This is a genomic window from Curtobacterium sp. RM9, from assembly GCF_054956955.1.
The window spans coordinates 1,304,352-1,316,181 of record NZ_CM143271.1 but is presented as its reverse complement, the minus strand read 5'-3'; the positions used below and the strand labels follow the sequence as shown (position 1 = coordinate 1,316,181).

At 75.8% G+C, this 11,830-nt stretch carries 15 protein-coding genes and 1 riboswitch; of the genes, 6 read left to right on the top strand and 9 right to left on the bottom strand.

Translation table 11 applies throughout. From position 1 onward, the window contains the following. Positions 1-58 precede the first annotated feature (58 nt). Positions 59-316 (bottom strand): putative acetyltransferase, encoded by a 258-nt coding sequence (locus tag ACY3FI_RS06215; protein ID WP_462549914.1) that lies wholly within the window; start codon positions 314-316, stop codon positions 59-61. 34 nt (positions 317-350) lie between these two features. Between ACY3FI_RS06215 and ACY3FI_RS06210 the strand changes: the two genes are divergently transcribed. Next, on the top strand, positions 351-713 hold the full coding sequence (locus tag ACY3FI_RS06210; RefSeq protein ID WP_462549913.1) for an RNA-binding S4 domain-containing protein: 363 nt from the start codon (positions 351-353) through the stop codon (positions 711-713). 42 nt (positions 714-755) lie between these two features. Here ACY3FI_RS06210 and ACY3FI_RS06205 read toward each other — a convergent pair whose 3' ends face one another. From ACY3FI_RS06205 to ACY3FI_RS06195, 3 genes are all read right to left on the bottom strand, one after another. After that, complete coding sequence (locus ACY3FI_RS06205) at positions 756-1,694, bottom strand: J domain-containing protein (RefSeq protein ID WP_462549912.1); 939 nt, start codon at positions 1,692-1,694, stop codon at positions 756-758. 81 nt (positions 1,695-1,775) lie between these two features. Next, positions 1,776-2,852, bottom strand: a complete 1,077-nt coding sequence (locus tag ACY3FI_RS06200) for a winged helix DNA-binding domain-containing protein (RefSeq protein WP_462549911.1) — start codon at positions 2,850-2,852, stop codon at positions 1,776-1,778. A gap of 13 nt (positions 2,853-2,865) precedes the next feature. Next, positions 2,866-3,612: a phosphotransferase enzyme family protein gene (locus ACY3FI_RS06195; protein ID WP_462549910.1), complete on the bottom strand. Its 747-nt coding sequence runs from the start codon at positions 3,610-3,612 to the stop codon at positions 2,866-2,868. A 140-nt stretch (positions 3,613-3,752) separates the two neighbouring features. On the opposite strand from ACY3FI_RS06195, the gene ACY3FI_RS06190 reads away from it, so the two are divergent. Next, positions 3,753-4,394 (top strand): GntR family transcriptional regulator, encoded by a 642-nt coding sequence (locus ACY3FI_RS06190; protein ID WP_462549909.1) that lies wholly within the window; start codon positions 3,753-3,755, stop codon positions 4,392-4,394. Further along, complete coding sequence (locus tag ACY3FI_RS06185) at positions 4,391-5,641, top strand: MFS transporter (RefSeq protein WP_462549908.1); 1,251 nt, start codon at positions 4,391-4,393, stop codon at positions 5,639-5,641. Before ACY3FI_RS06190 ends, ACY3FI_RS06185 begins: the two co-directional genes overlap by 4 nt. Positions 5,642-5,768: 127 nt before the next feature. On the opposite strand, the gene ACY3FI_RS06180 is transcribed toward ACY3FI_RS06185, so the two are convergent. Beyond that, positions 5,769-6,668, bottom strand: a complete 900-nt coding sequence (locus ACY3FI_RS06180; protein WP_462549907.1) for an NUDIX domain-containing protein — start codon at positions 6,666-6,668, stop codon at positions 5,769-5,771. A 37-nt stretch (positions 6,669-6,705) separates the two neighbouring features. Beyond that, a riboswitch (TPP riboswitch) is annotated at positions 6,706-6,801 on the top strand. On the opposite strand from ACY3FI_RS06180, the gene thiM reads away from it, so the two are divergent. From thiM to thiD, 3 genes are all read left to right on the top strand, one after another. Beyond that, entirely contained in the window at positions 6,790-7,629 is an 840-nt protein-coding gene (gene thiM / locus ACY3FI_RS06175; protein WP_462549906.1) for a hydroxyethylthiazole kinase, read from the top strand. It overlaps the preceding riboswitch by 12 nt. Further along, positions 7,626-8,360, top strand: a complete 735-nt coding sequence (gene thiE, locus ACY3FI_RS06170) for a thiamine phosphate synthase (protein WP_462549904.1) — start codon at positions 7,626-7,628, stop codon at positions 8,358-8,360. The genes thiM and thiE overlap by 4 nt, the downstream gene beginning before the upstream one ends. Further along, entirely contained in the window at positions 8,357-9,853 is a 1,497-nt protein-coding gene (thiD, locus tag ACY3FI_RS06165; RefSeq protein ID WP_462549903.1) for a bifunctional hydroxymethylpyrimidine kinase/phosphomethylpyrimidine kinase, read from the top strand. The genes thiE and thiD overlap by 4 nt, the downstream gene beginning before the upstream one ends. Here the strand turns inward: thiD and ACY3FI_RS06160 are convergent. The 4 genes from ACY3FI_RS06160 to ACY3FI_RS06145 all read right to left on the bottom strand — a co-directional run bounded on the left by ACY3FI_RS06160 (position 9,850) and on the right by ACY3FI_RS06145 (position 11,713). Beyond that, positions 9,850-10,356, bottom strand: coding sequence for a metallophosphoesterase family protein (locus ACY3FI_RS06160; RefSeq protein ID WP_462549902.1), 507 nt, complete (start codon positions 10,354-10,356; stop codon positions 9,850-9,852). The two genes, thiD and ACY3FI_RS06160, sit on opposite strands and share 4 nt — an antisense overlap. Then, the gene (locus ACY3FI_RS06155) at positions 10,353-10,823 is read right to left on the bottom strand and encodes a MarR family winged helix-turn-helix transcriptional regulator (RefSeq protein WP_462549900.1); all 471 of its coding nucleotides are present in this window, start codon (positions 10,821-10,823) and stop codon (positions 10,353-10,355) included. The genes ACY3FI_RS06160 and ACY3FI_RS06155 overlap by 4 nt, the downstream gene beginning before the upstream one ends. A 125-nt stretch (positions 10,824-10,948) precedes the next feature. Further along, the gene (locus tag ACY3FI_RS06150; RefSeq protein ID WP_462549899.1) at positions 10,949-11,407 is read right to left on the bottom strand and encodes a VOC family protein; all 459 of its coding nucleotides are present in this window, start codon (positions 11,405-11,407) and stop codon (positions 10,949-10,951) included. A gap of 9 nt (positions 11,408-11,416) precedes the next feature. Then, positions 11,417-11,713: a GNAT family N-acetyltransferase gene (locus tag ACY3FI_RS06145; RefSeq protein ID WP_462549898.1), complete on the bottom strand. Its 297-nt coding sequence runs from the start codon at positions 11,711-11,713 to the stop codon at positions 11,417-11,419. Positions 11,714-11,830: the final 117 nt, after the last annotated feature.

The following is an 11,830-nucleotide window of genomic DNA, read 5'->3' as shown; positions in this document are numbered from 1 at the left end:
CGTCAGGCTACGGCGGGGCGGGCGTCGCGCCGGGCACGGCTCGCCGGAGTCGGTGCGGTCAGCCCCGGCGGCGCGGCTCGGGCGGCGGCGGGACCGGACGCGCGGCGACGACGTCGGCGAGCCGTACCTCGACGACCCCTCGCCGGGTCTCGATGGTCACCGACTCGGCGGTCCGTCCGAGCAGCACCCCGAGCGCGTCCCGCGCCCCGGACCCGTGGTGCGCGCGGACCACGAGCCGGTCCCCCACGGCAGCACCGCGGACCACCGCGAGGGCGCGGGCCCGGGCGACCTGGTCCTGTCCACCGGCGTCCGTCACCGTGCCAGGTTAGGACCGCACGTAGGGTGGAGGCATGGAGAAGGCGCGCGTCGACAGCTGGATCTGGGCGGTTCGGATCACGAAGACCCGCTCGGCCGCGACCGCCGCGTGCAAGGCCGGCCACGTCCGGGTGAACGGCGAACGCGCCAAGCCCGCGCAGCCGATCGGGCCGGGCGACGAGGTCCGGGTCCGGCAGGCCGGGTTCGACCGGATCGTGGTCGTCACCGGCATCATCCTGAAGCGCACGAGCGCTCCCGAGGCCGCGAAGCACTACGCGGACAAGACCCCGCCACGGCTCCCGAAGGAGGAAGCCGGCTTCGTGCCGATGCGCGAACGGGGCGCCGGACGCCCGAGCAAGCGGGAGCGCCGCGACCTCGAGAAGCTCCGCGGCTACTGAGCCGCCGACTGGGCGGCCCGGCGCAGGGCGCGCGTTCGGTCGTCAGACGAACCGGACGGTCTGCTGCAGCCGGTCGCGGATGTCGAAGACGTCCACCCGGCCCTCCGGTGACCACACGCCCGCGAGGACCTGGCGGAGCGCACCGCGTCGGACGACGAAGGCCGTGGGCTTCCGGTCCGACCCGACGACCTGCACGTCGTCGTCGACGGCGCCGTCCGGCACGACGAGGAGCCGTCCGGTGAAGCGCACCCGCGTCTGCTTCTGCACGGCACGGGCCGCGCGGACGAGCTCCTTGACCGGGCGCTCCCCCGGCGCCAGCGTGTCGCCGACGACCTCGCCGTGCTCGATGCGGACCGGGCCGCCCCAGTCGATCGACTCGACCGCCCAGAGGCCCGTCGGGGTGAGCACCGCGTGGTCGAGCTTGCCCTCGGCCCCGGCGTCGAGGTCGTGCCACACCGTCACGCCGATGCCCATCTCGGCGACGATCGCAGCGGTCGCCTCCTCCGCCAGCGCCTCGCCGAGCAGTCGGCGGACGTGCCGCGGGGCGGAGCGGACGAGCGTCGGGTCGTACGGGTCCTCGATCGGGTCGCCGAGGCCGACCCACTCGCGCTCGGCCTGCAGGAAGACCTCGCGCGACCGACCGCCGGGGTGGCCGTGGGACCGGGCCCGCGGTCGGGAGTCGCGGCGCGCTGCCGGCGGCGCGTAGGCGTCGCGTTCCGACCCGGGCCGCCAGGTCGCGGAGCCGGACGGACCCGCATCGGCGCCTGCGTGCGATCCGGCGTCGTAGGCGCGGCGCGCTGCGGGGGTGCCGATGCGCTCCCACGCGATCTGCACCCGGCGGAAGTGGCGGGCATCGCCGCCGAGGTCGGGGTGGGACTCGCGGGCGGCCCGGCGGTAGGCACGGCGGAGTTCGTCGTCGTCGGCGGTCGCGGGGACGCCGAGGACCTCGTACGGGGTGGCGTCGGCCGGGCTGTCGGTCATGGCCCTGCGACAGTACCGGAGGGAGCGTCGGAGTCCGCCGCGCGCGGGCTGGACGCTGCCTGGAGGCGCGGGGCGAGCAGGTCAGGAGACGGTGCAGGTCACGGGCGCGCCGAGGAAGCGGCCGAGCCGGTCGGCGGCGGCGTCGAGTGCGCGCGCCGCGGCGGCGTCGAGCGGGGCGAACGGCGTCACCGTGACCGTGGTGCCCCGGGAGCGTTCCGCGCGGCTCCAGGTCCCGACGACCCGGCCGCGGACGACGGCCATCGGGAGGAACATGCCGTTGCCGCCCGGCACGACCCGGTCGGCGTGCACGGGGTCGAGCTGCGCGGAGCGGTCCGCGTACCCAAGCAGGTACTCGTCGAACCCGGGGAGCAGGTGCCCGGTGGGCAGGCCGCCGGGGTCGGGGCGGTCGGCGAGCGCGAGGAGTCCGTCGCCGAGGTCCTCGACCTCGTCGCCGAGGGCCGACACGGCTCGGCGGAGGTCCCCGAGCGGCAGCTTGGTCCACGCGGCGGCGTCCGCGACGGTCGCCGGTCCCCTGCCGCGGAGGTACGCGCGCAGGACCCGGCGGAGCGCCTCGTCGCGGTCCGGCACGGGCTCGCGCGGTGGCGACCACGCGTCGAGGAGGACGACCCCCTGCCCGACGCGGGCCGTCGGTCCCCACGCGATGAGCGCCTCCTGGGCGAGCCGGAGCAGCAGGTGGTAGCCGCGGCCACCGGTCGGGTCGATGTCGGCGGCGCGCCACACGGCGAACACCTCGTCGCGCGGGAGTGCGGGTCCCGAGGTCAGCGCGGTGACGAGCACGTCGCGGGCCCGTCCGAGGAGCGCGCCGTCGATGCCGAGCTCTGCCTCGCGGCGGGCGAGCGCCCGGACCGTCCGCTCGGCGGTCAGGGAGAGCAGGAGCCGGAGGTCGTCCGGGGCGAGGGCGTGCAGCGTGCCCCGCATCGGCCACGACCGGACGAGGTCGCCGCGGTCGAAGGCGGCGCGGACGTCTTCACGGTTCGACCCGGGCGAGCGGACGCCGATCGCCCACAGCACCTGCCCGAGGTCCTGTCCCTGCACCGCCGTCATGCGGGTGACGGCCGCCACCGGGTCCTGCCCGCGTGCTCCGACACCCTGTGCGGCGAGCCGCAGGGCGCGGAGCTGCACGGGCGAGGTCGGCACGGTGCCCCGCGTGTCAGGCGACCGCGGCCGCGATGTCCCCGGCGTGCTGCTCGAGGTAGGTCACGTCCGCGCGGTACAGGTCGGCGTGCCCGTGCTCGAGGTCGCTGACGAACTTCGGGTCGCCGGCTGCGGCCTCGGTCTCGATCGTGGTGACGAGGGCGACGAGCGAGGCGATCATCGTCTCGACGAGGACCTCGCGGGACCGGGTGTCGAGGTCGTAGGCGCGGCAGAACTCGGCGGCGCGGTCGAGGCGTTCGTCGAGCGAGGGCGCGGTGGCCCCTTCGACGATCCCGGTGGTGAACGGGGCGAAGCGGTACACCGCGCTCGCGACGTCCCACACCCGCGGCCCGGGGTGCGCGGTGTCGAAGTCGATGAGCCCGACGGCGGCGATGCCGTCGTAGACGCAGTTGTACGGGGCGAAGTCGCCGTGCACGATCGTCTCGGCGGGCGAGCGCTCTGCCCGGGACCAGCGGTCGAGTCCGGGGTCGCGCGGGTAGGTCGCGGCGGCGTCGTGGTAGTGCCGGAGCAGCCGGGCGCTCGTGACGAGGGCGGCTTCGCTCGCGACGTCGGCGGGCCACGGGTACTCCCCCGCGACGCCGGGCACGAAGGACACGGTCTCGAGGACGTCACCGTGCTCGATCGGTTCCGGCGCGCCCACGAACCCCTGCTCGTGCAGGTGCGCGAGCAGCCGGTGCACCGTGGGTGTCCACGGTCCGGCCGGGCGGTGGACGCGGTCGTCGGCCCTGGTGATCCGTTCCATGCGGAACCTCCTGTCGGCACGTCTCCGTTGACGTGTGGGCCAGCGTATCCACCGCTGCGGGGGTGTCGTCCGGTTGCCGTGTGAACATCGCGTCACATGACCGGATGCATCGTTGCATGCAAGGACGTACACTGGGGCGGGTGACGATCGAGCAGCGCACCGAGGCAGCGTCCGACCGGGCCTACGAGCACGTCAAGCGGGCGATCATCCGCGGCGACCTCCCGGGCGGGACGGCGATCAGCGAGAACGCGCTCACCGGTGAGATCGGCGTCTCGCGGACCCCGGTGCACGAGGCGTTCCTGCGCCTGGCCGCCGAGGGACTGCTCAGCCTCGAGTCCCGGAAGGGCGCCGTCGTCCGACCGATGTCCCCGAGCGAGGCCGCCGACGTGCTCGAGATGCGGGAGGCGATCGAGTCGACCGCGGCGACCCGCGTCGTGACCGACGGCCGCGTGCCGGACGTGGCCCTGCGCCTCCAGACCGTCCTGGCGGAGCAGGAGGCGGCCGTCGCGGCCGGCGACGTCGACCGCTTCGTCGAGGCGGACGCCGCGTTCCACGGCGCCGTCATCGCCGCGTCGCGCAACGCGATCGCGGTCATGTTCGCCGGCACCCTGCGCGACCGGCAGCAGCGGCTGCGGCACCACCTGATGCGCCTGCAGCCCGCGCAGCTGGGAGCGTCGCTCGACGACCACCGTGCCCTCGCCGCCGCGCTCGACGCCGGGGACGCCGCCCGGTACGCCGAGGTGCTGCGCGCCCACGTCGCATCGCACCGGGGCGCGCTGTGAGCGCCACGACGGGGAGCATCCCCACCACCGGCTCCGTCGCCGTTCCGCACACCCGGGTCATGCCGTGGGTCGCGGTGTGGGGTGCCGTCTTCGTCTGCTCGTGGGGCGGGAACCAGTTCTCGCCGCTGCTCCTCATGTACGAGGAGCGGGCCCACTACTCGTCGCTCGTCGTGAACGTGCTCCTCGGCGTCTACGTGCTCGGGCTCGCCCCGGCGCTGCTCGTCGCCGGGTCGCTCTCCGACCGGCACGGCCGCCGACCGCTCGTGCTCGTCGGGATCGGCACCGCGGTCGTGGGCAGCACCCTGCTCGCCCTCGGTCCGCTCGGCGTCGGGTTCCTGATGGCCGGTCGTCTCTTCTCGGGCTGCACCGTGGGCATCGCGATGGCGGTGGGCAACAGCTGGGTGAAGGAGCTGTCGCAGGGCCGTCACGACCCGCGGGCCGACGTCGGAGCCGGGGCCCGGCGCGCCTCGCTCGCGTTCACGCTCGGCTCCGGCTCCGGGGCGCTCGTCGCCGGGCTCATCGCGCAGTGGGGCCCGATCCCCGAGGTGCTGCCCTTCCTCGTGCACGTCGCCGTGGCGCTGCCCTTCGCCGTCGTCGTCTGGCGCACGCCGGAGACGAGCCGCTCGGGCGGCCTGCCGGGACCGTGGTGGCGGCAGCTGCGCATCCCCAGCGCCGGCCACCGCCGGTTCACCCGGGTCGTGCTCGTCGCCGCCCCGTGGATCTTCGGCTCGGCGGCGATCGGGTACGGGTACCTGCCGACGCGCCTCGCCGGGGCGACCGGCACCTGGGGGCTCGTCTTCGCGACCGCGGCCACGGTCGTCGCCCTCGGGGTGTCGAGCGCCGTGCAGCCGGTCGCCAAGCGCCTGCACTCGGTGTCGTCGGCGCGCGGGCTCGTCGTCGCGGTGGCCGTGATGACGGTGGGGATCGCGGTCGTCGGCGTCGCCGTGCAGCTGCAGTCGGTGTGGGTCGGGCTCGCGGCGAACGCGGTCATCGGCGTCGGCATGGGGACCGCGCTCGTGTCGTCGCTGCTCGAGGTGCAGCGGATCGCGGGCCCGCGTGACCTCGCCGGGCTGACCGGGGCGTTCTACGCCGTGGCCTACGCCGGGTTCCTCGTGCCGGCGGTCATCGCGGCCGTGGTCGGGGCGTCGGGGGTGCCGGTCACGGTCGTGCTCGGCGTGGTCGTGGGCCTCGGGGTGGTGTCGTGGGTGGCGCTGCTCGCGGGCTCACGGCGACACGTCCCGGAGTAGGGAGCGCGGTCACCCCGCGCGCGGGGCGCGGCACGCGGGCGCGGCACGCGGCACGCGGCACGCGGCACGCGGCACGCGGCACGCGGCACGCGTCACGCGGCACGCGGCACGCGGCACGCGTCTCGGCTCAGTCGACTGATGCCGTCAGGTCGCGGAACCACCCCGGTCCGCGGACGCCGGCACCCACGGCCTCCACCCGCGCCCGGAGTTCCCGGTCCGCGGTGACGACGAGCACCGGCGCGTCCCCCCGCTCGACCGCTGCACGCGCCGCCGTCACGATCGCGTCGTCGCCGGAGCCCCCGGCCCGGACGACGTCGATCCCGGCCCGGTCCGCAGCGTCCTTCGCCGCGCCCTCGAGCACGACGGTCCACCGCGGCCACCACCGCGCGAAGGGCAGGTCCAGCTCGGCCGCCGACACCCCTGCCGCGGCGAGCGCCCCGACCGACACGAGCAGCCGCTCGGCCGCGCCGGCACGGTCCTTCCACCAGCCGTCGGGCACGCTGCCGACCACGTTGGCCGCGTCCACCACGACGTGCGGGGTGGTCGCGATGCCGGCCCGGAGCGCCGGCCAGGCCGCCCCGAACCCCGGGTGCAGCGGCAGGTCGTCGACGTCGGCCACCGGGACCCAGGACAGCTCGAGGCTCTCCCGGTCGGCGATCACCGGTTCGAACGGCCGGGAGGCGCGCCCCACCACGGTCGTGTAGGTCCAGAAGCCGAGGTCGAGCACGGCCGTGTGTCGTAGGTCGATGCCGTCCTCGGGGACGCCGGCTTCCTCGGCGGACTCGCGGAGCGCCCCGGTGACGGCGTCCTCGCCCTGGTGGCGTGCCCCGCCGGGGATGCCCCAGGTGCCGCCGTGGTGGCTCCACTCGACGCGGTGCTGCAGGAGCACCCGGCCGTCGCCGTCGTCGACGAGCAGGCCGGCCGCGCCGAAGAGCCCCCACGCCTTCGTGCCGTCCGGGCCGACGGCCCACGCGTCTCCGGGGTCGCGGGGACCGGGCGGCGGGCCGGGAGGCGTTGCATCGGGCACCCGTCAACCCTGGCACACGCGGCCCGTGTACGGTCTGTCCCGAGACACGGGGTGCCGCATCCGGCGGCTGAGATCACACCCGTCGAACCTGCTCGAGTTCGTACTCGCGAAGGGATCGTCCATGCACACTGCTGCGCCCTCCCCTGCCTGGGCCCACCGCACCGCCGACCTGCTGGAGGCCGTGCGCGCCAGGAGTCCCCTGGTGCACTGCATCACGAACACCGTGGTGCAGAACGTCACGGCGAACGTCCTGCTCGCGATCGGCGCCTCGGCCGCGATGGTCGACGTCGTCACCGAGGCGGGGCCGTTCGCCCGCGTCGCGGACGCGCTGCTCGTGAACACCGGCACCCCGCACGCCGAGCCACGGGCCGCCGCGGTCGAGGCCGCGTCCGCCGCGGTCGACGCCGGGACGCCGTGGGTCCTCGACCCGGTCGCGGTCGGCTCGCTGCCGGTCCGCACGGCGCTCGCCCGCGAGCTGCTCGCGCTCGGTCCGACGGTCCTGCGCGGCAACGCGTCCGAGGTCCTCGCCGTGCTGGGCGACGCGGCGGGCGGTCGCGGGGTGGACAGCACGGCCGGTCCCGACGACGCGCGTGCGGCGGCGGTCGCGGCGGCCGGGAGGCGCGTGGCCGCGGTGGCCGTGTCGGGTCCGGTCGACCTGCTGGTCGCGCCGGACACCGGGACGGTCCGGGTCGCGAACGGCACCGAGCTGCTCACCCGGATCACGGGCGGCGGGTGTGCACTCGGCGCGGTCGTCGCGGCATTCGCCGCGGTCACCCCGGACGCCGGCGCGGCGGCGGTCGCGGCGACCGCGGTGCACACCATCGCCGCCGAGCTCGCGGCGGAGGAGGCCGGCGGCCCGGGCACGTTCCAGCCGCTGTTCCTCGACCGGCTGGCCGCGCTCTCCCCCGAGGACGTCGTGCGGCACGCCCGGATCAGCGTCGAGCAGGAGGCCGCAGCGTGACCGGCGCGCACGAGGTCGGGGTCTACCTCGTCACCGACGGCGCCCTGTGCGACCGGTACGGGCACGGCGTGCTCGGGGTCGTCCGCGCCGCGGTGCACGCGGGGGTCCGGACGGTGCAGGTGCGCGACAAGGACGCCTCCGCCCGGGACCTCCTCGCGCTCGTGTCGGCGGTCGCGGACGCGGTCGGCGACCGGGCGACGGTGGTGGTCGACGACCGGCTCGACGTGGCCCTCGCCGCCCGGCTCGCCGGACACCGCGTCGCGGGGGTGCACCTCGGGCAGGCGGACGTGCCGGTCACCGCGGCGCGGGCGCTCCTCGGGGCGGATGCGCACGTCGGCCTCACCGCGAACACCGCCGCGCACCTCGACGCGCTCGATCGTCTGCCCTCCGGGTCCGTGGACCTGCTCGGCGTCGGGGTCGTGCACCCGACCACGACGAAGCCCGACCACCCACCGGCGCTCGGGCACGACGGCTTCGCCCGGATCGCAGGCGCGACCGCCCTGCCGTGCGTGGCGATCGGCGGGGTGACGCTGGACGACGTCCCGGCGCTCCGCGTCCGCGGCGCAGCCGGCGTCGCGGTGGTGTCCGGGATCTGCGCCGCCCCGGATCCGGGCGCTGCGGCGGCGGCCTACGTGGCGGCGTGGACCGGTGCCGCGCCGGGCCGGACGGTGCCCGGAGGTGGCGAGCCGCGCCTCCAGACCGCGCCGTCCGACGCGGAGGACCGGGCGTGAGCGCGGGCGGAGCGCGCGTGCCCCGCGTGCTGTCCGTCGCCGGGACCGACCCGACCGGCGGGGCAGGACTGCAGGCCGACCTCAAGGCGATCGCGGCACACGACGGCTACGGCATGGGGGTCGTCACCGCGCTCGTCGCGCAGAACACCCGCGGCGTCCGATCGGTGCACGTGCCGGACCCGTCGTTCCTGCGGGAGCAGCTCGACGCGGTGTCCGACGACGTCGAGGTGGACGCGGTGAAGACCGGGATGCTCGGCACCGCAGCGGTCGCGCGGACGGTGACGGACTGGCTGCGCGCGCACCGGCCGCCGGTCGTCGTCGTCGACCCCGTGATGGTGGCCTCGAGCGGCGACCGGCTGCTCGACGAGGACGCCGCCGGGGCGATGGCGGACCTGCTCGCCCTGGCCGACCTGGTGACGCCGAACCGGCCGGAGCTCGCCGCACTGGCGGAGCTCGCCGGTGCACCCGTCGGCGCCGACCCGGTCGCCGCCGCCCGCGCGGTCGCCCGGCGGTGGGACGTGCTCGTGCTCGCGAAGGGCGGGCACGACGACGGACCGACCTCGGACGACGTGCTGGTGGACGCCGACGGTGCCGTCCGGACCTTCACGGCACCCCGCGTCGCGACGACGAACACGCACGGCACCGGGTGCTCCCTGTCGAGCGCGATCGCGACCCGGATGGCGCGGGACGGCGACTGGGAGCTCGCCGTCGGCACCGCGAAGGCCTGGTTGACGACGGCGCTCCGGGGAGCGGACGCCCTCGCGGTCGGCAGCGGGACCGGCCCGGTCGACCACGGTGCCGAGACCCGGGCAGCCCTGCCGACGCCGTCCTGGACGGACCGGTGGTGGGCGGACGCACGGCCGGTCCTGGCGGCGACGATCGCCGGCGACTTCCTCGTCGGCCTGCGCGACGGCACGCTCGACCCCGACGCGTTCGCCGGGTACCTCGCGCAGGACGTGCACTACCTGCGGGCGTACCAGGGGCACCTCGCCTCGCTCGCCGAGCGGACGTCCGGCGCCGAAGCGGCGTTCTGGGCTGAGGCCGCGGTCGGGTGCGAACGGGAGGCACGCGACCTGCACCACCGACGCCTCGCCGGTACGCACGCCGAGGACCCCGTGCACCCGGTGTGCGCCGGGTACCTCGCGCACCTCGACGCCGCCGCTGCCACGGGTTCGACGGCGGTCCTCGCGGCCGCGGTGCTGCCGTGCTTCCGGGTCTACGCGTGGGTCGGTACGCAGCTCGGGGTCGCGCCGGTCGGGCATCCGTTCGCGGACTGGCTCGGCGCGTACGGCGACCCCGGGTTCGCGGCGGCGAGCGCCACCGCGACGGCGTACGTCGAGGAGGCCGCGGCCGCCGCCGATCCCGGGGAACGGGGACGGATGACGCGGGCGTTCCGCCGGTCGGTGGCGTGGGAGGAGGCCTTCTTCCGGATGCCGGTCGAGCGCGCTGGCGGCGAGCGGGCCGGCGCCAGCCGACGACGCGCTGACGACTAGCGGCTCGGTGGCAGCCGGACGAGCTCGACCGTCAGCTCGCTGCCGCCGACCGTCCCGCGCATCCACGTGAAGTCGGGCTGCCGGCGGCGGTCGGTCGGCGAGCCCGGGTTGAGCAGCCGCAGGCCGGACGGTGCGACGGTGTCCCACGGGATGTGCGAGTGCCCGAACACGAGGACGTCGACGTCCGGCCACGCGGCGTCCATGCGGCGCTCCCGTCCGGCCGCGGCGCCGGTCTCGTGCACCAGGCCGAAGCGGAGGTCGTCGACGGCGAAGCGGGCCTCGAGGGGCAGCCGGTCGTCGAACTCCGGCCCGTCGTTGTTCCCGCGGACGCCCTCGAACCGGCGCGCGCGGGCCTGCACGGCCTCCACCGTCGCGAGGTCGACCCAGTCGCCGGCGTGCACGACCAGGTCGGCGGCGTCGATGTCGTCCCACAGCGGTGCGGGCAGGTCCTTCGCACGCTTCGGCAGGTGGGTGTCGGAGAGGAGGACGAACGAGGTGGTCACGACGCCGGGCGTCCGGGCATCGGCAACCCGGCCTCGTCCGCCGCGCCGAGGCGTTCGAGCAGGCCGGCGAGCAGGGCGACGTCGTCGTCGGACCAGTCGGCGAGCCGTTCCTCGAGGGCGTCGCGGTGCAGCTTGACGGACCGGTCGAGCGCGGCGCACCCCTCGGCGGTGGCCTCGAGCGGCTTCGCGTTGCCCGAGCCGCCGTCGACCGTGCGGACGAGCCCCGCGGCGATGAGGCCGGAGAGCTGGCGCGAGATCGTGGAGCGGTTCAGCCGGAGGTAGCGGGCGATGTCGATCGCCATGCAGCCGGGGTGCTGCACGACGAAGTCGACGAGGGACTGGTCGACGACGCTGAGGAACGACTCGGATCCCCGTGCCCGGATGCTCGCCCGGCGCGTGATGCGGGCGAGTTCGGTGTACGCACGTCCGATGTCGCTGTTGCGGACGCCGGACTCCCGGTCGTTCATCGCGCTGACTCCCACCTGTCGTGTCGGCACGGCACCGACGGCTGCGGTCCCGCCACCATACCGGCGGGTCCGGTCCGCCTCGGCTCAGCGACCCGCCGCGCCCGGCCCACGGTCGGAGCCCGTCGCTACCGACCCGCCGCTGCGGCCTGCAGCGTCGGGATGTCGAGCTTGACCATCTGCATCATGGCCTCGTAGACGCGGGCGTTCGCCGCCGGGTCGCCCGAGCCGGCCATGAGCTCGCCCATCATCGACGGCGTGACCTGCCACGTGACGCCCCACCGGTCGGCGAGCCAGCCGCACCGGCTCGGGGTCCCGCCCTCGAGCAGCGCGTCCCAGACCCGGTCGAGCTCCTCCTGCGTGTCGACGTCGACCTGGAAGGAGACGGCGTCGGAGTGCGGGTGCCCCGGCCCGCCGTTCATCGCCCGGTACGGACGACCGAGCAGCGTGAACTCGACCACGAGCGCGGCGCCGTCGGGTGTCCGCGCGACGCTGTCGACCCGGCTGTCCGGGAACAGCGACACGTACCGCTCGACGGCCTGCTCGGCCTCGGAGTCGTACCAGAGGAACGGGGTGATGGACGGCATGGTCTTTCCCTACTCCGCGACACCGCGGCTGAGGAGGTCGGCCTTCTCGGGGTGTTCGTCGAACCACTTGCCGACGAACCAGCACATCGGGACGATGCGCTTCGTGGTGGTCGCCTCGACGTCGGCGACCGCGTGGTCGACGAGTTGGGCAGCGTACCCGTGGCCACGGTGCGCCGGCACCGTGTACGTGTGCGGGAAGGCGATGGCGTCGTCGTTCTCGCGGTAGTCGAGGACGCTCACGAGCTGGCCGCCGACGTACATCGCGTAGCGGTCCCGGTCTGCCTCGTTGCGGAACTCGTGGTCCATGCCGCCATCATGCACCCCGGCGCCACCGCACGGAACGCGCCCGCCCGAGGAGTGCGCGGAACGCGGCCCCTGCCGTCCGCGAGGGTGCCGGGCACGGGTAGCGCTCGGGGAATGCGC